Origin of the sequence: Campylobacter concisus (assembly GCF_002914005.1) — a bacterium.
In the GTDB taxonomy this organism is placed as follows: Bacteria; Campylobacterota; Campylobacteria; order Campylobacterales; family Campylobacteraceae; genus Campylobacter_A; species Campylobacter_A concisus_N.
In genome coordinates, this window is record NZ_POZU01000037.1 from 1 (window position 1) to 20,995 (window position 20,995).

22 protein-coding genes are annotated in these 20,995 nt (G+C 37.0%); 11 read left to right on the forward strand and 11 right to left on the reverse strand.

Annotation, left to right across the window (positions count from 1 at the left end):
- Window positions 1–144: 144 nt before the first annotated feature.
- The 6 genes from CYP54_RS03965 to CYP54_RS03990 are packed head-to-tail and all read right to left on the reverse strand — an operon-like array spanning window position 145 to window position 4,467.
- Window positions 145–666 carry a PilN family protein gene (locus CYP54_RS03965; RefSeq protein WP_087585818.1) on the reverse strand — a complete coding sequence of 174 codons (522 nt, stop codon included), beginning with the start codon at window positions 664–666 and terminating at the stop codon, window positions 145–147.
- The gene (locus tag CYP54_RS03970) at window positions 663–1,667 is read right to left on the reverse strand and encodes a DUF8341 domain-containing protein (RefSeq protein WP_103604279.1); all 1,005 of its coding nucleotides are present in this window, start codon (window positions 1,665–1,667) and stop codon (window positions 663–665) included. The genes CYP54_RS03965 and CYP54_RS03970 overlap by 4 nt, the downstream gene beginning before the upstream one ends.
- A gap of 60 nt (window positions 1,668–1,727) precedes the next feature.
- Window positions 1,728–2,174, reverse strand: coding sequence for a hypothetical protein (locus CYP54_RS03975; protein WP_103604280.1), 447 nt, complete (start codon window positions 2,172–2,174; stop codon window positions 1,728–1,730).
- Window positions 2,164–2,943: a lysophospholipid acyltransferase family protein gene (locus tag CYP54_RS03980; RefSeq protein WP_103604281.1), complete on the reverse strand. Its 780-nt coding sequence runs from the start codon at window positions 2,941–2,943 to the stop codon at window positions 2,164–2,166. Before CYP54_RS03980 ends, CYP54_RS03975 begins: the two co-directional genes overlap by 11 nt.
- The gene (miaB, locus tag CYP54_RS03985; protein WP_103604282.1) at window positions 2,924–4,225 is read right to left on the reverse strand and encodes a tRNA (N6-isopentenyl adenosine(37)-C2)-methylthiotransferase MiaB; all 1,302 of its coding nucleotides are present in this window, start codon (window positions 4,223–4,225) and stop codon (window positions 2,924–2,926) included. Before miaB ends, CYP54_RS03980 begins: the two co-directional genes overlap by 20 nt.
- The gene (locus tag CYP54_RS03990) at window positions 4,225–4,467 is read right to left on the reverse strand and encodes an HP0268 family nuclease (RefSeq protein WP_002941786.1); all 243 of its coding nucleotides are present in this window, start codon (window positions 4,465–4,467) and stop codon (window positions 4,225–4,227) included. Before CYP54_RS03990 ends, miaB begins: the two co-directional genes overlap by 1 nt.
- 172 nt (window positions 4,468–4,639) lie before the next feature.
- Here CYP54_RS03990 and nusA point away from each other — a divergent pair, with 172 nt between their 5' ends.
- Together nusA and CYP54_RS04000 are read left to right on the forward strand one after the other, a co-directional pair.
- A complete protein-coding gene (gene nusA, locus CYP54_RS03995) occupies window positions 4,640–5,743 on the forward strand; it encodes a transcription termination factor NusA (RefSeq protein ID WP_103604283.1) in 1,104 nt (367 codons plus the stop codon).
- On the forward strand, window positions 5,743–6,222 hold the full coding sequence (locus CYP54_RS04000) for a GNAT family N-acetyltransferase (RefSeq protein WP_103604284.1): 480 nt from the start codon (window positions 5,743–5,745) through the stop codon (window positions 6,220–6,222). The genes nusA and CYP54_RS04000 overlap by 1 nt, the downstream gene beginning before the upstream one ends.
- Window positions 6,223–6,437: 215 nt before the next feature.
- On the opposite strand, the gene CYP54_RS10110 is transcribed toward CYP54_RS04000, so the two are convergent.
- Window positions 6,438–6,881, reverse strand: a complete 444-nt coding sequence (locus CYP54_RS10110) for an outer membrane beta-barrel protein (RefSeq protein WP_345968870.1) — start codon at window positions 6,879–6,881, stop codon at window positions 6,438–6,440.
- Between the two features lie 123 nt (window positions 6,882–7,004).
- Here CYP54_RS10110 and CYP54_RS04010 point away from each other — a divergent pair, with 123 nt between their 5' ends.
- Window positions 7,005–7,247 (forward strand): transcriptional regulator, encoded by a 243-nt coding sequence (locus tag CYP54_RS04010; RefSeq protein ID WP_527059300.1) that lies wholly within the window; start codon window positions 7,005–7,007, stop codon window positions 7,245–7,247.
- Window positions 7,248–7,390: 143 nt separating this feature from the next.
- Here the strand turns inward: CYP54_RS04010 and rho are convergent, their stop codons facing one another.
- Window positions 7,391–8,731: a transcription termination factor Rho gene (gene rho / locus CYP54_RS04015; RefSeq protein WP_103604285.1), complete on the reverse strand. Its 1,341-nt coding sequence runs from the start codon at window positions 8,729–8,731 to the stop codon at window positions 7,391–7,393.
- A gap of 300 nt (window positions 8,732–9,031) precedes the next feature.
- Between rho and CYP54_RS04020 the strand changes: the two genes are divergently transcribed.
- Together CYP54_RS04020 and ccoS are read left to right on the forward strand one after the other, a co-directional pair.
- Window positions 9,032–11,413, forward strand: a complete 2,382-nt coding sequence (locus CYP54_RS04020) for a heavy metal translocating P-type ATPase (protein ID WP_103604286.1) — start codon at window positions 9,032–9,034, stop codon at window positions 11,411–11,413.
- A complete protein-coding gene (gene ccoS / locus CYP54_RS04025; RefSeq protein ID WP_021090484.1) occupies window positions 11,413–11,655 on the forward strand; it encodes a cbb3-type cytochrome oxidase assembly protein CcoS in 243 nt (80 codons plus the stop codon). Before CYP54_RS04020 ends, ccoS begins: the two co-directional genes overlap by 1 nt.
- Here the strand turns inward: ccoS and CYP54_RS04030 are convergent.
- From CYP54_RS04030 to CYP54_RS04040, 3 genes are all read right to left on the reverse strand, one after another.
- Window positions 11,642–13,279, reverse strand: a complete 1,638-nt coding sequence (locus CYP54_RS04030) for a DNA polymerase III subunit gamma/tau (protein WP_103604287.1) — start codon at window positions 13,277–13,279, stop codon at window positions 11,642–11,644. The genes ccoS and CYP54_RS04030 overlap by 14 nt on opposite strands.
- A 314-nt stretch (window positions 13,280–13,593) precedes the next feature.
- On the reverse strand, window positions 13,594–15,024 hold the full coding sequence (gene glnA / locus CYP54_RS04035; RefSeq protein WP_103604288.1) for a type I glutamate--ammonia ligase: 1,431 nt from the start codon (window positions 15,022–15,024) through the stop codon (window positions 13,594–13,596).
- Between the two features lie 88 nt (window positions 15,025–15,112).
- A complete protein-coding gene (locus CYP54_RS04040; protein WP_103604289.1) occupies window positions 15,113–15,892 on the reverse strand; it encodes a histidinol-phosphatase in 780 nt (259 codons plus the stop codon).
- Window positions 15,893–16,027: 135 nt separating this feature from the next.
- Here CYP54_RS04040 and CYP54_RS04045 point away from each other — a divergent pair, with 135 nt between their 5' ends.
- From CYP54_RS04045 to CYP54_RS04070, 6 genes are read left to right on the forward strand one after another with little or no spacing between them, the layout of a single operon-like run.
- Window positions 16,028–16,786: a chemotaxis protein gene (locus tag CYP54_RS04045; RefSeq protein ID WP_103604290.1), complete on the forward strand. Its 759-nt coding sequence runs from the start codon at window positions 16,028–16,030 to the stop codon at window positions 16,784–16,786.
- On the forward strand, window positions 16,786–18,045 hold the full coding sequence (locus tag CYP54_RS04050; RefSeq protein ID WP_103604291.1) for a peptidase U32 family protein: 1,260 nt from the start codon (window positions 16,786–16,788) through the stop codon (window positions 18,043–18,045). Before CYP54_RS04045 ends, CYP54_RS04050 begins: the two co-directional genes overlap by 1 nt.
- On the forward strand, window positions 18,042–18,536 hold the full coding sequence (gene purE / locus CYP54_RS04055) for a 5-(carboxyamino)imidazole ribonucleotide mutase (RefSeq protein ID WP_103604292.1): 495 nt from the start codon (window positions 18,042–18,044) through the stop codon (window positions 18,534–18,536). The genes CYP54_RS04050 and purE overlap by 4 nt, the downstream gene beginning before the upstream one ends.
- 12 nt (window positions 18,537–18,548) lie before the next feature.
- Window positions 18,549–19,022: a DUF3972 domain-containing protein gene (locus CYP54_RS04060; RefSeq protein ID WP_084108020.1), complete on the forward strand. Its 474-nt coding sequence runs from the start codon at window positions 18,549–18,551 to the stop codon at window positions 19,020–19,022.
- 3 nt (window positions 19,023–19,025) lie between these two features.
- On the forward strand, window positions 19,026–19,445 hold the full coding sequence (locus CYP54_RS04065) for a GyrI-like domain-containing protein (RefSeq protein WP_103604293.1): 420 nt from the start codon (window positions 19,026–19,028) through the stop codon (window positions 19,443–19,445).
- Window positions 19,446–19,449: 4 nt separating this feature from the next.
- On the forward strand, window positions 19,450–20,988 hold the full coding sequence (locus CYP54_RS04070; protein ID WP_103604294.1) for an AbgT family transporter: 1,539 nt from the start codon (window positions 19,450–19,452) through the stop codon (window positions 20,986–20,988).
- Window positions 20,989–20,995 lie beyond the last annotated feature (7 nt).

The following is a 20,995-nucleotide window of genomic DNA, read 5'->3' on the forward strand; positions in this document are numbered from 1 at the left end:
GAATAATTTTGTCTAGTTAGGTTTTTAAATTCTTTTATATTTGGCACGATAAAACCAAATATCATAATGAAACAAACTACAATAAAAGCAAATATAAAAAGTAAAAGCTTGACGGGATCTATTTTTTCTAAGCTCGTATCTTTTTTACTCATTATATCCCTCAGAATTATCAATTTTATTTGTACTTATAAAGCCATACCAGCCGTTTTTACTTTGATAAAAGCTAGTATTTGAAGTTGTAAAAATAGATCTTAAAGGCGAAGCTAGAAGCTGATTAAATACATCTTTTGTCGGCGTTATACCGCGAATGATGAGCGAGTTTTTATCCATAAAAACCTCTTCAAGCGTTATACTATCAGGCACTAGATCAAAAAGATTGTGCAAGCTTTGCTTGAGAATAGAATTTGAAGTGAAAATATCATTTGCAGATTCTATTTGTACGGCTAGTTTAGCCAAAATTTCATCTGTTGTGACTATTTTTTGACTAAGTTCTTTTTGCTCATTTGATAAAAAATTTATATTTTTTTCGATTGAATAATTTTTATAGAGTATAAAAAAATTTGTTGCCAAAAGAGCTACAAAAACAAAGCTTATAAGGCTTAGCCAAATTTTGCTAAAGATAGATATAAGTGGTCTTGGTTCTGGAGCAATAAAGCTAAATCTCATAATATTATCTCTTCTTGCATGATTTCATTCATAATATGATTTGTATTCACTGGATACACTGAAGTCTCTACTAAAAGCTCAGATTGCAGATATTGTAAAAAGGTTGCACTTGTTTTTGTGTTTTCAAAAACAATTATTTGTTCAATAAAATCGCCGCCGTAGAGAGGATTTTCGTAAAATTCTTTTACAGCCTTTACGATGTAATCAAACATCTTCATGTCATACCCAAAAATAGCAACCGATTTTTCTACATTTGTAGAAACTGGCATATTTAGTTCATAGTTTAGATCTTCAAATTCTTTTGGCTTATCATCACTTAAAAAATCATCTAAACTTTTAAAATCATCAAGCGACGTTGCGTCATTTTCTTCTTTAATGATTAAGTTGTCAATATCTGTTATATCTTCTTCTTTTAGGCTTTCGGCTTCCTGGTTGGTTTCTTCAATGCCAGACATATTTAAAAAAGTGGATAACTTCATTTGTTTATCTTTAAAGATCGCAAGCGTAAACGAATGTTCATGGATATAAAGATAAAGTGTAGTTTTTGGAGAAATCCCGCGTTTTAAAAGCTCGTGAAAGAGTAGGGCAATAGGCGAGTAGATGAGATCTACGCTATCTTGTCCAAATAAATTTTTATATTTTTTTATAGCATTTAAATTTGCATAAATACTCCAGCTATCCTGCATGATAAGGCTTGTAAGATTTTTAGTATTTATATTAAATTTTTTGTATTCGTCAAAGCTAACACTAGGAAGTGCGCCTTGCGAGTCGTCGTTAAAAAAAACTGAGACATATACGCCAAAATATGTTTTTTCTTGCTCTTCTATGTATTTTATGATTTTTTCATCAATATTATCGATATTTATATCTGTAAATTTAGCGTTTATAGTTTTTAAAAGTTTGCCATTTCTAAAGACCTGACCGAAAAATATGCACTCATTGCCCTCCAACACGACGCTTAAAAAAAGGTTAGAAAAAAGCTTTTTGACGCTAAAAGACATAAATCTCCTAAATTTAGTGCATAATTTTCGTTATGGTAGCTAAAAAGGGATTAAATAAGTTTAAAACAGCTCGTTTTTAAGCTTAACGAAAATCTCTTTTGTATTTAAAGCTTCATTTTTTAGCTCACTATCAAGTAGGGCCGAGTTTTTAAGGTCGTCAAAATCCTCTATCATCACATCACACATCATCTTAATGCGCTCACCATCAGCCTTGCTTACGCTACTTTGACTCATTTTTTTGATACGCTCAAGATACTCTTTGCCATTTTTTATGTATGAGCTAAATTTCATAGCAGCCTTGCTTTGGTTTAGTATAGTATTTGCCATTTTGTTATAAATATCTATATCAAGTGCTTTTTGGCTTAAATTTAAGGCCTTTTTGTATTCTTTGTTTTCGTATAAAAATTTTGCTTCAAGAGCGAGCTTATAGGAGTTGTCGCTATAAAAAAATAGCCCAAATAAAATAATTAGAAAGATGGCTATAAAAATAGATAGTTTATTTTTCATAAATTTCGTCCAAAATTTCTTTTATCTCTGCGCTTATTTGTGGATTTTTATGAGCATATTTTTTCCACCAAATTTTTAAATTTGACCTAAAGTCCTCTTTATTTTGCAAAACGCTCTTTCCACCATCATTTTGTGAGGCTTGCCAAAGTTCGTTTTGTATCTTCTCTTTTGCATCTTTTTGCTCCAAATTTTCCACATTAAAAGGAGCTGAGAGGCTAAAATTTATAGTTGAAAATGGCTTTGGAAGTATCATTTTGTCCCAGCTTTTAAACTCCCAAAACGAGCTTGCTTCAAAATTTAGAGCATAAATTTCGCAAGATGACTTTTGTGCGATCACCGTGGCTCCGTCTGCCACGCTGTGCCTTGGTCCTCTTGGGCCATCTGGCGTGATGATGACGTCGTGGCCTTGTTTTATCTCTCTTAAAGCTTCTATTAGCGCTCTTGCACCGCCTTTTGAGCTACTGCCTCTAATAGTGCCGATACCAAACAATTTGATTATTCTGGTGATTAGCTCGCCATCTTTGTGGTCGCTGATTATCACCTTGCCTTGTTTTCTATTTTGTCTGCTCCACCACTGCCTGTAAGCAAAGCTCATAAAGCTAAGTCTGCCGTGCCAAAAGACGACGACGCAGCCATTTTGTGGTAAGAAATTTGGAGTGTAGCTCTTTTTGCAGGTTAGAAAAATGAGCCACATCAAAATGTAGATGAAAAAAACGCCCACGTTTAGGGCGAGCTTTTCAAAGGTGTTTTTAAATTTGCAGCTCGCCATACAAAACCATTCTTTTTGGGTTTGTAATCTTTACTTTTTGCGTAGTGCCAAGAAGCTCTTCGCTGCCATCAACTTGAACTAAAAAATTGTTAAAACTTCGCCCAGCAATGCCGCCATTTGCCCTTAGCTCTTCAAAATAGACATCAAAAATTTTATCTTTTTGCGCCGCCACGATCTCGTCTAAAATTTCGCTGTGGCGATTTTGCAGGCGTGTTAGCCTAGCTGAAGCGGTTTTGTCATCTATTTGATTTGTAAAAGTAGCTGCCTTTGTGAGCGGACGAGGTGAATATTTAAAGCTAAAAATTTGCTCAAACCTAACTTGCTCAAGCACGTCCATCGTATCTTCAAACTCTCTATCGCTCTCACCTGGAAATGCGACGATGATGTCAGTTGAGATGCTAACATCTGGGCACATTTTTCTAAGTCTTAGCGCGCGGTCTAAAAACCACTCTTTTGTGTATCCGCGCTTCATCTCGCGCAAAACTTTGGTGTTTCCGCTTTGAAGTGGCATGTGCATAGACTTGCAAATTTTTGGGTTATTAGTGAAAATTTCAAGAAATTTATCATCCATGTGAAGTGGGTGTGGGCTTGTAAATCTTATTCTCTCAACGCCATCTATCTCACTGATCTTTACTAGCAGGTCACTAAAATCGATATTTTCTTGCATGCCTGAAAATCTTTTGCCGTAGTTATTGACATTTTGCCCTAGTAAAAATATCTCTTTTGCGCCGCTTTTTGCAGCCTTTTCTACCTCTTTTAGGATGAGGCTTGAAGGGATGGAAATTTCATCGCCTCTGGTGTGTGGGACAATGCAGTAGGTGCATTTTTTATCGCAGCCGATCGAGATGTTGATGTGGCTTTTATATGGCGAGCCTCTAAATTCGCCAAATGCGTATTCGCTCTCGTCATGGTTGATGTCGGTTGAGATAAATTTAGGTGTATTTACCGCCTTTGTGATCTTGCTAACATTTCTTGCACCAAGGACAAAATCAACATAAGGTGCGCGCTTGAAAATTTCACTACCCAAATGGCTTGCTGTACAGCCGCAAACGCCTATTTTAGCACCTCTTTTTTTAGCTTTTTCAAAGGCGCCGACCTCGCTAAAGAGCTTATGAACTGGCTTTTCACGAACCGAGCAGGTATTTATAAGGATTAAATCAGCTTCTTCGATGTTTTGTGTTAAGGAGTAGTCTTCTTTTTGTGAGAGCTCGGCTATGATATGCTCGCTATCACGAACATTCATAGCACAGCCTAGAGTTTGTATAAAAAGTTTTTTACTCATTAAAGTATATGCACTTCATACATGTAGTCGCTATCATCAAGGCCGTATTTCACGGTTCTGTGATAAACGCTAAGCCCTTTTTCTTCAAAGTGCTCGACTAAGGCGATTAGTTGTTTGTGTGTGTTTTCTTTATCAAAATAGAAAATTTTTTGACCCTCTTTTTCGACAGCTGCCTCTATTTTTTCTAGTGAAATCGTTTTTGGTTTTGCGTCTAATTCGGCTCTTGCAAGTTTTAGCTCCATTTTTAATCCTTTCAAAATCTTAAATTTTAATCGGTCAATATATCCAAAACATCATAAAAAAAGGATTAAATAAAAGTTAATAATAAGCTTAAAGTTATTAAAAGTATGGCTTATGTATAATTTCAAAACTTCACGAAAAATCCCCGAAATTTATCGTTACAATGGAGAAAAAATGGAAAGAATTTCAGATATCATCGAGTCAATTGCAAATGAGAAAAATTTAGAGATAGAAGATGTAAAAGAGCGCGTTATAAGAGCTTTGATAAACACTGCTAAAAGGGTTTATGGCGAAAATTATGAGTATGACGTGAGTATCGATGCAAATAAAAATTTAAAGCTTTATCAAAAAATTTCAATCGTAGCAAACGACGATGAGAGGCTTGAAGAGGATAATGAGCATTTTTTAAGCTTAAAAGAGGCTAAAAAGATAGATGGTGGCGTAGAGATCGGAGATGAGCTCACATATGAGCTAAGCCTTGATAACCTTGGCAGAACCGCAGTTCAAACGCTTCATAAGGAGCTTGAGTATCACATCCAGCGCCTAGTTGAAGAGAAAATTTTACAAAAATATAATGAAATGAGCGGTCACATGGTCTTTGGCCCAGTTGTAAGGGTCGATAACGATGAAAACACATTTATCGAGATAGACGAGCTTCGTGCCATCTTGCCACGTAAAAACCGCATAAAAGGCGAAAAATTTAAAGTAGGCGACGTGGTAAAAGCGGTCATTAGAAAAGTTTTTACAGATAAAAATTTAGGCATAAAGGTCGAACTTTCAAGGACTTCACCTAAATTTCTTGAAGCGCTGCTAACTTCAGAGGTGCCTGAGATAAAAGATGGCGGTATCATCATTCAAGGAAGTGCGAGGATCCCTGGCGAAAGAGCTAAAGTAGCGCTAATCTCAACCACTCCAAACATCGATCCAGTCGGCGCAACGGTCGGTACAAAGGGTGTTAGGATAAATGCCGTAAGCAAAGAGCTTCATGGTGAGAGTATCGACGCAATCGAATACACCACAGAGCCAGCGATCTTGGTGGCTCGCGCTATGGCGCCTGCGATCATCACATCTGTAAAGATCGAAGAAAACAAGGCGATCGTAACGCTTGCAAGCGAACAAAAGAGTAAGGCGATCGGTAAAAACGGCATAAATATCCGCCTTGCAAGCATGCTAACTGGCTATGAGATCGAGCTAAATGAACTTGGCTCAAAAACTAGCAGCAGTGGCGAAAATGGCGAAATGGTTAAAGATCTAAAAGCACTCTTTGGTGATAACTAATGAAATTTCAAATAAGAAAAGCGACTGAGGGCGATATAGACGTGATCTGCGAGCTTGTAAGAGAGCTAGCAAGCTATGAGAATTTGAGCGATCAAGTCACTTTCACAAATGAAATTTTTGCAGACTCTATCTTTAATAAAAATCACGCAAAGGCCCTTATCTGCGAGAGTGAGGGTAAGGTGATTGGCTATGCTATCTATTTTTACACATTTTCTACATTTTTGGGGCTTGGTGGGATATATCTTGAGGATATTTACGTCAAAAAAGAGTTTAGAAATCAAGGTATCGGCAAGGCATTTTTTAAATTTTTAGCTCAAATTTGCAAGGATGAAAATTTAAAAAGGCTTGAGTGGTGCTGCCTAAACTGGAATGAGCCAAGCATTAAATTTTATGAAAGTATGGGCGCTACAAATCAATCTCTTGAGTGGAGAAACTATCGCTTAGACGGCGAAAATTTAGAAAAACTTTTAAATTTATAGTTCTTTTTTAAATAAAAAGCTCAAATTTACTCTCAAATTTGAGCTTGCGAGTGATTAAAATTTATATGTATATCCTAAATAAAGACCTACATTTGTCTCTTTTATTTTTGCATTATCATATTTTGCTATAGAGCTATATTTTGTTCTATCTGCTTTTACACCAAACTTAACCGCATTGTTTTCGTTGATAGAGTACTCAGCACCAATTCTTGCACCTAGTATCCAGCCATTTGTATTAGCTTTTCCGAGCCATCATGAGTGTCAAATACATCCATTTTAAGCTTTGAGTAGCCAGTGTAGCCACCAAGAACTAGTTTTATGTCCTTTGTTAACTCTGGTGTATAGTCTGCGCCTACTATAAATTTATGTGTACTCCATTTTATTACTGTACCATCTTCATCGCCAAGTGATTTCTTTGCTTGAAAGTCGTAAATGTAAGCTCCATAAACTCTAAAACTATCAAAATCATAGCCAGCTTTTAGTCCAATACCTGGTTGAGCTTTTTTCACTTTTGTTGTGTCATTGTCGCTTTTTGCTGTTAATTTTGAATTAAAAGAGTAATCTCCTTCGATCCCAATGAAGGCTCCTTGTGCTAAAGCAGCAGCACTAGCCAGGCTTAAGCCTAAAGCAACTTTTAAAACTACATTTTTTATTTTTATTCCTTATTTAAAAAAGTTTGACTGGTATTCTAAATTTTATTGGATTAAATAAAGTTTAAATATTCAATTAAATATATAAAAAACATAAAATAATTCGATTGTTTTCTTATCAGAATAAAATTTATAAAATCACTCGAAAAAAAGGAGTATAAAGTGGCTAAGATGACAAAACGTGATATGGCTTATCATTTAGACGTTGATGTCGCAACGCTTTACAACTGGCGAAAACACAAGCCAAACCTTTATCGTATTGTGATGCTTGGATTTAAATTTGATGAGCTTATAGAGCAGAGCAAAAAGACTTGTAATGAGCTTTGCGAATATGAAAATTTAATCAATCAAGACATAGAAAAATTTAGTAAATAATCGTTTAAAAATCGTAATCTCTTTTATAATAGCAATAGTTAGAAAATTCAAAATTTCTAAGATATTTTTTGCTAGAAAAGCTGGAGTTTATATTTTAGGTGAAAAATTTGAGCCCAAAGCAAGCGCTTCAAGCTCAGTTAAATTTACTCGTTTAGGATAGAGAGAAGCTCTTTGTTATCTTTTGTTTTTAGCATTTTTGCGTATAAGAATTTAAGCGCTTCGACGTCGTCCATTGTAGCTATCGCAGAGCGAATAGCCCAAATTTTTTGAAGCTCATCAGGCTTTTGAAGTAGCTCTTCTTTTCTGGTGCCTGATTTTAGCACGTTGATAGCTGGGTAAATTCTGCGGTCTGAGATGTTGCGGTCAAGCACGATCTCGCTGTTTCCAGTGCCTTTAAACTCTTCAAATATCACTTCATCCATACGTGAGCCAGTGTCGATTAGTGCGGTTGCGATGATGGTTAGTGAGCCGCCGTGCTCGATGTTTCTAGCTGCGCCAAAGAAGCGTTTTGGCTTGTGAAGTGCGTTTGCATCCACGCCACCTGTTAGCACCTTGCCGCTTGGTGGGGTCACTGTGTTGTAGGCACGTGCTAGACGGGTTATGCTATCAAGCAAGATGATGACGTCTTTGCCCATCTCAACTAGACGTTTTGCCTTTTCGATGACTAGCTCTGCTACGCGGACATGATTAAGCGCTGGCAGGTCAAATGTCGAGCTAAATACCTCGCCTTTTACGCAGCGCTGCATGTCGGTAACTTCTTCTGGTCTCTCGTCAACCAAAAGCACCATTAGCTGGGCTTCTGGGTGATTTTTAGCGATGCCGTGAGCTAGCTCTTTCATAAGTTCAGTTTTACCACTTCTTGGAGGTGCGACGATGAGACCACGCTGACCCTTGCCAATAGGTGTGAAAAGGTCAAGCACACGGCCCGTTAGCTTCATAGGATCATACTCTAAATTTAGCTTTTCAGTTGGGAAAAGTGGGGTTAGGTTGTCAAATAATGGCCTCTCTTTCGCATCCGCTAGAGGCATGTAGTTTACGGCCTCTATCTTTAAAAGGGCGTAGTATTTTTCCTGATCTTTTGGCTCTCTTACTTGGCCAGTGATGATGTCGCCTACACGAAGTGCAAATTTGCGGATCTGCGAGTTTGAAACATAAGCGTCGTTTGAGCTGTCGCTTAAATTTGCATCAACAGCCCTTAAAAAGCCGTAACCCTCGTTTGTGATCTCTAAAATTCCAGTAAATAGTATAAATCCGCCTTGTTTTGTCTGGGTTTTTAATATCTCAAATATCAAATCCTGCCTGCGAAATTCGCGTGGATTTTCGACACCAACGCCATTTGCGATCTGCACTAGCTCGTCTAAGCTAAGCGTTCTTAGCTCTTCGATCTTGTGTCCATCGACTGGTACGTGGGTTCTTGATGCTTGATGTTTTTTTATAGTTTTTGTGTTTTGAGCAGCACTTTGCTCGGTTTGGTTATTTTCCATTTTTCCTCTTTAAATGCGGGGATAATTTTGCAGAAATTCTAAGTTTCAAAAAGAAGTTTTTGAAAGTTTCGGCATTTTATAAAAATAAAACTTTGTTGTCAAGAAATGGCATAAAATAAAATTTTTGCTCAAAAATGGTTGATTTGCTATAATCTCGCCATTTTATAACGATAATAAAAGAAGAAATTTGTGCCTATTTTTGCAGTTTGTCTGCTTCAAATTTATGTATTTAAATTATGGTACACAATAGGCATGTGATGTAATAATATTGGTAAAAATTTTAGATAAAAGAAAGTAAAAATGCCACAAAGTAGATGTGCTCATTGTAGATTAAAATTTGATGAAAGCGTGATGATCTCAAATGAAAGCGGACTTAAATTTTGCTGTGTTGGTTGCAAAGGCGTTTATGAAATTTTAAATGAAAATGGGCTTAGCGAGTTTTATGAACGTCTTGGTAAAAATACACTTACACCGGCAAGCAACGGTGTAAATATCAAAAATTTAGCGGCAAATTTTAGCGAGCTTGTGACAAAAGAGGGTGAGTTTAGTCAAATTTCATTTTTAATCGATGGCATCACTTGCTCAGCTTGCATCTGGCTACTTGAAAAGGCACTTTTTAGCTTGCCGGGCGTCTTGGAGGTAAATATCAACTCACTTAATCAAAAAGCGGTCATTATTTTTGATGAGCAAGAGCTTTTAATAGAGCAAATAATTGAAAAAATTTATGCCGTTGGTTATGTCCCAAAGCCTTATGCTACGAGTCAAAAAGAAGACGAACTAGCCAAGAAAAGAAGAAATTTTTACACAAAAGCGCTAGTTGGTATCTTTGCTACGATGAACATTATGTGGCTGGCCATTGCTCAGTATAGTGGGTATTTTAGCGGCATAAGAGGCGATATAAAAGATATCTTAAGTTTTGCACAGTTTGTATTAGCAACGCCTGTACTTTTTTATACCGGTAGCGAGTTTTTCAAAGGAGCAAAGATAGCCATTAAAAACGCTTCGCCAAATATGGACTTGCTTGTTATCACCGGAGCTAGCATTACCTATATTTATTCGATTTATGCGATGTTTACGAGGAGTGGCGAGAGCTATTTTGACTCGGTTGCTATGATCATCACCTTTGTTTTTATCGGTAAATTTTTAGAAATTTTGGGTAAGAAAAAGGCGCTTGAGACTTCAAATTTCTTAAATGATATGCTGCTTGCAAAGGTGTGTATTTTAGAGGATGGCAAGGATATTTTAAAAGAGCCAAGAGATGTAAATTTGGGCGAAAAGATCGTGCTTAGATCTGGCGAGAGGGCGCTGCTTGATGGAGTAGTGTTTAGTGGCGAGGCAAGCGTGGATAGCTCAAGCCTAACGGGGGAGAGCCTGCCTGCGACCTTGGGAGTGGGGCAAGAGGTGAAAAGTGGTATCATTTGCCAAAATGGACAAATCATCTATGAAGCAAAGGAAATTTTTAAAAATTCCTATCTAAATCAGCTTATAAATTTGCTTCAAAATGCAGAGCTAAAAAAGCCAAATATCGAGCTAATGGTTAATAAAATCGCTTCTAAATTTTCTCTTAGCGTGCTAACTTTGGCATTTTTTACATTTTGGTTTTGGTACTTTAAATTTGGCTTTTCAGAAGCTATTGTCACGGCTGTTAGCGTCATCGTGATCGCTTGCCCTTGTGCGCTTGCGCTTGCCACGCCAGTTAGTAGTGTCTGTGCCCTTGGTGTGGCCTTTAAAAATAGAGTGCTTTTTAAGGAGGCTAAATTTTTTGAAAGCCTTGCAAAGTGCGATGTAGCAGTATTTGATAAGACTGGCACGCTTACAAAGGCAGAATTTGAAGTTAGTGATTTTTTCATAAAAGAGAGTATAAGTTTAGATGAAATTTATTCGCTAGCTCTTATATCAAATCATCAAATAAGCGTAGCAGTGGCTAAATTTCTAAAGCAAAAAGGCGCAAGGAAAATAGAGCTTAAAAATACAAATTTAAGCGTGGCAAAGGGTGTTGAGGCTGAAATTTCAGGTAAAAAATTTTATGCAGGAAGCAAGCGATTTTTAGTTGAAAATGGTATTAGCTTTGATGAAGCTGAAGAAAATGTGAGCTTTTTTGTGGGGCTTAATGGTGAGTTAGTGGCGAAATTTTACCTAAAAGATAGTGTAAAGCCCGAGGCAAAGGCCTTGATAGACGAGCTAAAGAGCGCTGGTATGAAAGTGTGTATCTTAAGTGGCGATGTGCAAAAAGTGGTAAAAAACGTGGCAGATGAGCTTGGCGTGAGCGAGTTTAGAGCAGAGATGTTGCTTGAAACGAAAGCTAAATTTATAAGCGAACTAAAAGATCAGGGCAAAAGGGTGCTAATGGTAGGAGATGGCATAAACGACGCAGCAGCACTTAGCCTTGCTCATGTTGCTATTTGTATGGGAAGCGGGGCGGCAATAAGCTTAGAAAGAAGCGATGTAGTGCTACTTGATGATAGTTTAAAAAGTCTAGCGAAGGCCATAAAAATCTCAAAATTTACTTACAAAACGATAAAACAAAATTTGCTCTTTTGTCTTCTTTATAATGTTCTTGCTCTGCCATTTGCCGTATGTGGCTACGTCATTCCGCTATTTGCTGCGCTTTTTATGTCGCTTAGCTCGCTAAGTGTTATCTTAAACTCGCTTTATATTGTTAGAAAATTTAAGGAAAAATAATGGATAGCGCGACACTTGCGATGCTAGTTTTTATCTCAGTTTTGATGGGAGCATTTTTACTTTTTGGCGTGCTTTGGGGGATAAAAAATAAGCAATTTGAGGACTACCGAAAATTTTTAGACGGAGCAAATTTGGACGATGAAGAGGCACTAAATGAAGCTTATGAGTTAGAGCTTCGCAAAAAAGAAGCGCTAAAAAAGAGGCTAGAGGCTAGCAGTAAAGATAAGGCTAGCTCTCGATAGTTGGCTCGCCAAAGAGTCTATTGGCCTCTTTTAGAACCCCTTGTTCTCTTTGTCTTTGAAGCTCTTCTGGCGTTTTTGGCTCTTTATTTAGCATCAAAGTAAAGTTATTTTTCTCGTTTTGTAGCTCACTTTTTATCTCGGTTTTTGGCTCATTTTTAGTTTCAACGTTATTTGCATTTAATCTTGAAATTTCCTCATCAAGCTCGTCTAGTTCGCTTTTTTCATTATTTTCTAAAGAGGCTTTAGGTGTCTTAGTTTGTGCTTTTTGCTCATCGCTCTTTGCATTTACTATCTTCGCATTTTGTCCAAAAAGCGTACGCAATATCTCGTTTAAAATTTTCCAATTTTTCTTAAAATATTCAAGATTTTCATCTTTTGCATTTACTATCAGTCCAAGCTCATTGTTATTAAAGAAGCTAAATTCTACAAATTCTTTAAAAAACTCGCCAAGATCGTAATTTCTATCATAAATTTTTGTTAAGAAGAGTTCGTATGGACCTTGCATTTTAGCAGGAGCTACTTGGCTTTTTTGAGTGATGACTTCTGTGATTTGTGTGGAATTTTCGTTATTTTTTGAGATCACTTCATTTATAGCATCATCGATATCTTGTAAATTTAGCGCTTCTATCATCATAAAAAGCATTAGCATTATCACAAAGCCATTGTCGCTACTTACGTTTAACATACCTTTAGCTTGTGCTAAAATCCTAAAAAATCTCTCATAAACAAGTAGTGAAATTTTTGAGTCATTTTCTATAAATTTTTGCTTTAAATTTGCCAAAATTTCATCTATTATCATCTCTGGATCGTAGCTTTCAAGTTCGCTTACAAGCACTCTGATAGCATTTTTATCATGATTTAAAACATGAGTTATTATATCTTCGATCTTATCTGGATCAAGGAGTCCTAGCATTGAGGCTACGCCATTTGCCGTGACATTATTTGCACCGTAAATGATAGCTTGATCAAGAAGCGTCAAAGTATCTCTTAGCGATCCTCCGCCACTTCTTGCTAAAATTTCAAGCGCTTCTTTTTCATAGCTAATGCCTTCTTTGCTTAAAATAAACTCAAGATGTTTAATGATGCTGTATCTGCTTATCTGTTTAAATCTGAAATGCTGCGTTCTTGAAAGCACCGTTGTTGGAAGTTTTAATGGATCAGTCGTCGCTAGGATAAATTTTACATAGCTTGGCGGCTCTTCAAGCGTTTTTAAAAGGGCGTTAAATGCCTCTTTGGTTAGCATATGCACTTCGTCAATTATAAAAATTTTATATCTTGCCATTGCTGGAGCATATTTTGTTTGTTCTATTAGCTCTCTTATGTCATCTATCTTTCTGTGGCTAGCCGCGTCCATTTCGATGATGTCCATATGTCTTGACTCATTTGCCATTATGCATTGTGGGCATACTTCACATGGTTTTGAAGTAGGTCCTTTTTCGCACACTAAAGCTTTTGAAAATATCCTGGCACTTGAAGTTTTACCGCTTCCTCTAAGCCCTGAAAATAGATATGCGTGGCTTATGCGACCCTCGTCAAGTGCGTGTATAAGACTTTTACTAACTGCTTCTTGACCGATAAGTTCATCAAAATTTTTAGGGCGATATTTCAAAGCTAGTGCTTGCAATGCGGTATCCTTTTTATAAAGTTCAAGGATTTTATAAAAAAAGGCATAAATTTATGATTATTTATATATTTAATTGGCTTTAAATTTTTTATTTTAGTTTAATGAAGGCGGATAAATTTTTATATGTTTGCATAAAATTCCTAGTGTATTTGCAAAAAAATAAAAATATCCCTTTTTATAATGATCCATAGCTGTATAGATTTAAAATTTATAATAAAAAATACATAAAATTTTATGTTAAATATTTTGTATTTTTGTATGAATTGTGTTTGGTATAAAAAGCCTTGGCATGTGCGCCAAGGCAAAATTTTAGATTAGCAAGAGAAGCAAGTTTTAAACTCATAAGCGGTTGGACGTGCTTCGTAAGGCCAAACTTGAGTTTCAAATTTGAAATGTTGATAGGTGTCTATGAAAAGATCGGTCATTATTGGTTTTAAGTATTCATTATCGCGAATTAGCGCTTCAAGGCTACCACGAAGTGTGTGTGGAAGCTGTTCTATGCCACGCTCTCTAATCTCATCTAGGTGAAGTTTAAATAAATTTTCATCCATCGGACCAACTGGCTCATATTTGTGTTTAACGCCGTCAAGTCCTGCCATTAGCATCGCTGAAAAGGCTAGATAAGGGTTTGCTGTGCTATCTGGAAATCTCATCTCAGCTCTAACTGACTTTTCACCTGAGCCATAAGGTATACGGATACTTGCTGAGCGGTTTTGGCTAGAGTATGTTAGGATAGATGGCGCTTCAAAGCCTGGGATTAGGCGTTTGTAGCTGTTTGTGCTTGGATTAGTAAAGGCGGCAACGCTTCTTGCGTGCTTTAAAACGCCACCAATGTAGTATCTTGCGAAATCACTTAAATTTGCGTAGTTGCCCTCTTTATAGAATAAATTTTTACCATCTTTCCAGACTGATTGATGCACGTGCATGCCGCTTCCGTTATCGCCATAAAGTGGTTTTGGCATAAATGTAACTGTTTTGCCATTTAGGTGAGCGACCATACGAACGACGTATTTGTAAATTTGAACGTTATCAGCAGCCTCGACTAAGTTGCCAAATTTCACGCCGATTTCACCTTGTCCTTGAGCAACTTCGTGGTGTCCTAAAAAGACTTCAAGACCAACTTGCTCTAAAACTTGCATCATTTCAGCTCTTAGATCGACCATGCTGTCGATTGGTTGAGTCATCAAGTAGCCACCTTTTCTGCGTGGGCGATGACCTGTGTTGTAGCTATCTTTGAAGTCAGTAGCATCGTTCCACTCGCCTTCTTCGCTATCTACTTGATACATCGCGCAGTTTGGGCTATCGATGATTTTGACGTTATCAAAGACAAAAAATTCATTCTCAGGGCCAAAGTATGCCTCATCGCCAAGACCGCTATCTTTTACGTATTGCATTGCTCTTTTGGCTATTGAGCGAGGGCATTTTTCATAAATTTGACCCTTGTAAATGTCGTAAATATCGCAAAAAACAACAACTGTAATATCAGAAGTAAATGGGTCTAAAAATGCAGTTGTGGCTTCTGGCTTCATTATCATGTCGCTCTTATCAATTGGTTGCCAGCCATGCATAGAGCTAGCGTCCATTGGTATGCCATTTATAAAATTTTCTTTCGTAACAGCTTTTATGTTGTAACTAATGCTATGCCAAGCACCACCTAAATCAGTAAATCTAAAATCTACAAATTTGACTTCATTTTCTTTACAAAAATCAAAAAAATGATCTATATTTTGGACGAATTTTCCCACTTTTTTCTCCTTTTAATTTTTAAATTTTTCGTATTCTATCATAAAACCTAATATTTAAGATTAAATTTATATTTTATTTGAACCCAATCTAAAATTTTACTAATTCTCTATCTCTATTTTTAAAAATAGCACATTTTGAATAACCTAAATCTCTAGCTATTTGCTCGCAAATTTCACCATTTTTACCGATATCTTCTTTTGTGTGAGCGTCTGAGCCAAAGGTGATGATTATATCTTTTTCGGCTATTAGTTCAAGTAAATTTACGCTTGGATATTGCTCGCCGATAGGTTTTCTAAAGCCAGCAGCATTTATCTCAACAACTAAATTTGCTTCTTTTATCGCATTTACTGCATTTTTAGCCAAAATTCTAACATCCTTTTTTGGCAAAAATTTAAAAAGTTTTAAAAGATCAATGTGCCCCATAATGTCAAATTTACCAAGCTTGGCCGATCTTTCTACGTGATCAAAATACTCTTGCCAAATCCGATCTAAGTCTTTGCCCTCGTAACCACCGATAAATTCTGGATTGTCAAATGCCCAGCCGTTAAAAAAATGCACGGAGCCTATTAGATAATCGACCTTTCTAGCAAAAACTCGCTCATCCATAAATCCATCTAAAAAATCCATCTCATAGCCAAGCAAAATTTCTATCTCACCGCTAAATTCATCTCTTAAACGTAAAATTTTATCTTCATAGCCTTGCATTTCATCAAAGCTCATTCTGTAAGCTTCATCGTAGTTCATTGGTGCGTGATCGCTAAAACCAAAGTATTTTGTGCCAGCTTTTATTGCGTTTTGTACATACTCTCTTGGCTCGCCGACTGCATGTTTGCAAAGTGGCGTATGGTTGTGAAGATCGACGGTCATTTTATGCCTTTTAAGGTCGTTTATTTTTAAAAATGCTATCTAAAAATTTATAAATTTAAAGATAAAGGCATTGCCTTTAAACTTACTTTTTATTTAAATCCTATATAATCAAGCCAAATTTTATTAGGAGCTTTTATGACCCAAGAGGAACTTGACGCACTTATGGCAGGTGGGCTAGATGATGAGTTAGATAATGCTAAAGAAGATGCTGGCCAAGAGGTTGCGGACGTCAAAGAGGATACGGACGAGGTAACAGAAGTTGCAGAAGCAATCGATACTAAAGATGAGCCACAGTCAAAATCAGAAAGTAATTCAAAGAATGCAGAAAACTACAGAGTGAGCGCAGATGGCGTTTGGCCACCACCACCACCAACAGAAGATCACAAAATGGTTCATCAGCTTGATGATGTGACTAGGGATAGTGAAGAAAAAGCTACTCAGATGTTTGACAAGCTTGAGACGATAAATAACTTTTTTATGGAGGCTGAGAGCGACTCAAATAGCCTAAAAGATGCGATAAACTCAAATATTGAGCTATTTACGACGCTAAGTGAGAAATTTCCAAATATCGCCGCATTTAGCGAGGCTTTGGAGAAAAATAACTCACTTCTTGGCACGATAGATAATATCATCGGAAATTTACAAATGGGGCAAGATGAGATCATGATGGCTATGGATATGATGCAGTATCAAGATATCCATAGGCAAAAGATCGAGCGTGTTATCAACGTTATGAGGGCGCTAAGTAAATATATGAATACCTTGTTTGAAGGTAAAATTGACGATGATAAGCGTGTTAGCTCCGCTGTTCACATCGCTGGTGATACAACGACTGAAAATCTTGTCAGCAACGACGATATCGAAGCCTTGATAGAAAGTTTGGGTAAAAAATAGTGCTAAAAAGGCCTGAGCTTTTATCTCCAGCTGGAAATTTAACAAAACTTAAAATCGCCCTTGAGTATGGAGCCGACGCTGTTTATGGCTCGGTGGCTAGCTTTTCGCTTCGCACTCGTTCGGCGCGCGAATTTAACCTTGAAACATTCAAAGAGGCGATAGACTACACACATGCAAATGGAAAGAAATTTTATGCGACCATAAATGCCTTTCCTTTTAACTCTCAGATCGAGCCGCTTAAACGCCATTTAGAGACTATCTCGGCTATGAAGCCAGACGCCTTTATAATCGCAACTCCAGGCGTTATGAGTCTAGCAAAGGCTATTGCCCCTGATATCGAGATACATCTCTCAACTCAGGCAAACGTAATGAATGTGCTTGATGCAAAAATTTATCACGATATGGGTGCAAAACGTATCGTCGTAGCACGCGAGATGAACTTAAAAGATGTCATAAAGATAAAAGAAGAAATTCCAACTCTTGATATCGAAATTTTTGTACATGGCTCAATGTGCTTTGCTTATTCTGGTAGGTGCTTAGTAAGCTCAGTGCAAAGCGGGCGTATGTCAAATCGCGGCAGCTGTGCCAACGACTGCAGGTTTAAGTATGAACTCTATGCCAAAAACGAAGAGAGTGGCGTGCTTTTCCGCTTAGAAGAGGATGAAAATGGCACTCATATTATGAACTCAAAAGATCTTTGCCTCATCTCTCACATTAAAGAGATCGTTGATAGTGGCGTGATAGATAGCTTAAAAATAGAAGGTCGCACAAAGAGCGAGTACTACGCAGCTTGCACAGCAAGAGCTTATAAAATGGCGATAGATGATGCCATGGACGATAAATTTGACGCACAAATTTATGAAAATGAGATAAATACGCTGAAAAATCGCGGCTTTACGGACGGCTACTTGGTGCATAGACCTTATGAACGAACCGATACACAAAATCACGTTAGCAGCCTAGAAGAGGGCACACATCAGGTAAATGCAATAAGCGAAGATGGAGAATTTTTTAAGTGTAAATATAAAATTTTTCCAGGCAATAGCTACGAGATCGTGGCTCCTACTGGATCGATTACAGAAGATAGTGAAAATGAAATCTCAAAGGTTTATTCACAAGATGGTAAGAAATTTATCAAATTTAAGCAGCTCATCACCAAAAAAGGTAAGGTTATGAGTGAAATTCACAGTGGCAATGAAAATGAGATAAGTCTTGGTGTTAAGCTACCAAAATTTAGCTTTTTGAGGGAGAAAATATGAAATTTGTTTCTATTATAATGGGAAGTAAGAGCGACTATGAGATAGTTAGTGAGGCGGCAAAAACTCTTGAAAAATTTAGCGTAAAATATGAACTGATAATCAGCTCAGCCCACAGAAGTCCAAAAAGAACAAGCGAGTATGTCGCAAATGCAGAAAAAAAAGGCGCAAAAGTCTTCATCGCAGCTGCTGGTATGGCTGCCCACTTAGCCGGAGCGATCGCAGCAAATACAACAAAACCAGTGATCGGCATACCAATGGCTGGCTCAGCTCTAAGCGGCGTTGACGCACTTTACTCAACTGTGCAAATGCCAAGTGGTATGCCAGTGGCAACCTTAGCTATCGGAAAAGCTGGAGCGATAAATGCAGCCTATTTGGCAGTGCAAATTTTAGCGCTTGAAGATGATAGTCTGGCAAGTGCTCTAAAAGCCGATAGAGAGGCGAAGATAAAGGCTTTAGAGGAAGACTCTTCAAAGGTTGAAGTGATACTGTAAAAAGGAGAAGTGGTGCAGACTTATCTTGGTGTTGATGAATTTTGCAAACTTGTGCACTTGGAGCGTGAAGTTATCGAAGATATGATAAATCGTGGCGTTTTGAAAACCAAAGAGGAAAATGGAGAAATTTTGATAGAAGCGAGCGAAGGAACGATGAGCGTGGTGCCTAGTGTTTCGCAAAATTTATCCTTGCAGCCGCAAAGCCAAGATGGCATCAGTTTTGTTGAAAAGACGATTGGAACGATATTAAATTTGCACGAAAAGGTGCTTGACGCAAAGGATGAGACGCTTGAGACCCTAAGAAATGAGAATAAATTTTTAAAAGAGGCGCTCATTTCTATGCAAGAACTCTATGATGAAGATAGAAAAACGGTCGAGACGCTTACAAAACAGCTTAAAATTTCACAAGATGAAGTTGAATTTTTAAAACGAAAATACAAGCTAATGTGGAATCAAGCGGTTGAAAATTTTAACGGACAAAAGTAGTTTATGAAGATTATAAATTTAGAGGAAAGCTTTGAAATTTACGGAGTAAAAACTCGTACTAAAAATGAAGATGAGATAGGCGTCAAGGGTAAAATTCCAGCTCTATGGTCTAAATTTATGAGTGAGCACTACGATGGCAAGAGTGAAATTTATAGCGTTTACTGCAACTACGAAAGTGATCTTAACGGACATTACGATAACTTCATCGGCACAAGATCAAGCCACAAAAGTGATGAAATTCTAGAGATAAAAAGTGGCAAATATGCCGTTTTTAGTTTTGCAAGAGAGCCGCAAAACGTAGCAAAATTTTGGGGTAAAATTTGGAAATATTTTGAAAGTAGTGAGCTAAAAAGAGCCTACGAAACGGATTTTGAGTTTTACGGCAGCGATGAGATAAAAATTTTTATATCTATTTTAGGTTAGAAAAATGAATAAAAAAAATAATAGTTCAATCTTAAGTTTTATCGAAAATTTTGGTAACAAATTACCGAATCCAACTATGCTTTTTATATATCTTTCGATTATTACGATAATAATATCGTTTGTGTTAGAAAAGATGGGCGTTGGTGTAAGCTATCAAGCTATCAAAGATGGACAAATATCACAGCTTAATGCAAATGTTATAAATTTGCTTTCTGCCGATAGTCTTAGATTTTTTGTTTCGTCTGTGCTTAAAAATTTTACTAATTTTTATCCTTTGGGAGTAGTCTTTGCAATTATTCTAGGTATTGGTATTGCAGACAAGTCTGGACTTTTATCAGCACTTATGACAAAGATTGCCTTAAAATCTTCCAAAATATGGGTAACTCCAATCGTTATTTTCCTTGGCGTAATGTCGAATATTGCTTCCTCGGTTGGCTATGTCGTGCTAATTCCGCTTGGAGCTATTTTATTTGCTGGATTTGGTCGCCATCCAATTGCTGGACTAGCTGCTGCTTTTGCTGGTGTTAGCGGTGGCTGGTCGGCAAATTTATTAATCGGTACAAATGACCCTATGTTTGCGGCATTTTCTATGCAAGCAGCTAGCGTGTTAAATCCAGATTATGTGGTACTAGCAACTGCAAATTGGTATTTTATGATCGCTTCAACATTTTTGATCGTATTTGTTGGCTGGTTTGTAACGGATAAAATCGTAGAGCCTAGGCTTGGCAAATTTGATTTTTTAGGTGATTTTAGCTTACAAGAGCATAACGAGATAAGTGCAGAGCAAAAACGTGGCTTAAAATTTTCACTAATAGCGTTGATTGTTTTTGTGATTTTATTGCTTGTGGCTATTTTGCCTTCAGGCTCTTTATTTGGAGCAAAAGGCAATGAAAGCTTTATGAAATCTACTTTTATGCATTCTATTGTTGTTTTTATGATGTTACTTTTTATAGTGGTAGGCGTAGCTTACGGTGTAGGTGCTAGGAGTATAAAAAGCAGTAATGACGCCATAAAATTTATGGAACAATCTATTTCTGAGCTATCAGGATTTTTGGTTTTGATATTTTTTGCAGCCCAATTTACATATCTTTTTAATACCTCAAATATTGGGCTAGTACTTTCTATAAAAGGTTCTATTTTTCTAAAAGAGATCGGGTTAACTGGACTTAGCCTTATTATGGTTTTTATCTTCTTGATCGCTTTTATAAATTTATTTATAGCTGTTGATTCTGCAAAGTGGGCGATGATGGCTCCGATTTTTGTACCAATGTTTATGAATCTTGGACTCTCGCCAGAGCTTACACAGGCTGCTTTTAGAATAGGCGACTCTACTACAAATATCATAACGCCTTTGATGCCATTTTTTGTTTTGATAGTAGCTTTTATGCAAAAATACAATAAGGATTTAAAAATCGGATCAGTAGTTTCTATTATGCTTCCTTATACGGTTGCATTTTTAATTTCTTGGACAGCGCTAATGTCGTTTTGGTACATTTTTGATCTACCGCTAGGACCTGGTGCAGTTATACACTATGTAAAGTAAAATTTTA

What these genes read in the sequence shown, in the direction of transcription:
- miaB (WP_103604282.1), bottom strand. Translation starts at nt 4,225, where the DNA reads ATGAGTAAAAAACTTTTTATACAAACTCTAGGCTGTGCTATGAATGTT.
- CYP54_RS03970 (WP_103604279.1), bottom strand. Translation starts at nt 1,667, where the DNA reads ATGTCTTTTAGCGTCAAAAAGCTTTTTTCTAACCTTTTTTTAAGCGTC.
- CYP54_RS04040 (WP_103604289.1), bottom strand. Translation starts at nt 15,892, where the DNA reads ATGACCGTCGATCTTCACAACCATACGCCACTTTGCAAACATGCAGTC.
- CYP54_RS03975 (WP_103604280.1), bottom strand. Translation starts at nt 2,174, where the DNA reads ATGAAAAATAAACTATCTATTTTTATAGCCATCTTTCTAATTATTTTA.
- rho (WP_103604285.1), bottom strand. Translation starts at nt 8,731, where the DNA reads ATGGAAAATAACCAAACCGAGCAAAGTGCTGCTCAAAACACAAAAACT.
- CYP54_RS04045 (WP_103604290.1), top strand. Translation starts at nt 16,028, where the DNA reads ATGACCCAAGAGGAACTTGACGCACTTATGGCAGGTGGGCTAGATGAT.
- CYP54_RS04070 (WP_103604294.1), top strand. Translation starts at nt 19,450, where the DNA reads ATGAATAAAAAAAATAATAGTTCAATCTTAAGTTTTATCGAAAATTTT.
- CYP54_RS04020 (WP_103604286.1), top strand. Translation starts at nt 9,032, where the DNA reads ATGCCACAAAGTAGATGTGCTCATTGTAGATTAAAATTTGATGAAAGC.
- ccoS (WP_021090484.1), top strand. Translation starts at nt 11,413, where the DNA reads ATGGATAGCGCGACACTTGCGATGCTAGTTTTTATCTCAGTTTTGATG.
- nusA (WP_103604283.1), top strand. Translation starts at nt 4,640, where the DNA reads ATGGAAAGAATTTCAGATATCATCGAGTCAATTGCAAATGAGAAAAAT.
- CYP54_RS03990 (WP_002941786.1), bottom strand. Translation starts at nt 4,467, where the DNA reads ATGGAGCTAAAACTTGCAAGAGCCGAATTAGACGCAAAACCAAAAACG.
- CYP54_RS04065 (WP_103604293.1), top strand. Translation starts at nt 19,026, where the DNA reads ATGAAGATTATAAATTTAGAGGAAAGCTTTGAAATTTACGGAGTAAAA.
- CYP54_RS03980 (WP_103604281.1), bottom strand. Translation starts at nt 2,943, where the DNA reads ATGGCGAGCTGCAAATTTAAAAACACCTTTGAAAAGCTCGCCCTAAAC.
- CYP54_RS04000 (WP_103604284.1), top strand. Translation starts at nt 5,743, where the DNA reads ATGAAATTTCAAATAAGAAAAGCGACTGAGGGCGATATAGACGTGATC.
- purE (WP_103604292.1), top strand. Translation starts at nt 18,042, where the DNA reads ATGAAATTTGTTTCTATTATAATGGGAAGTAAGAGCGACTATGAGATA.
- CYP54_RS03965 (WP_087585818.1), bottom strand. Translation starts at nt 666, where the DNA reads ATGAGATTTAGCTTTATTGCTCCAGAACCAAGACCACTTATATCTATC.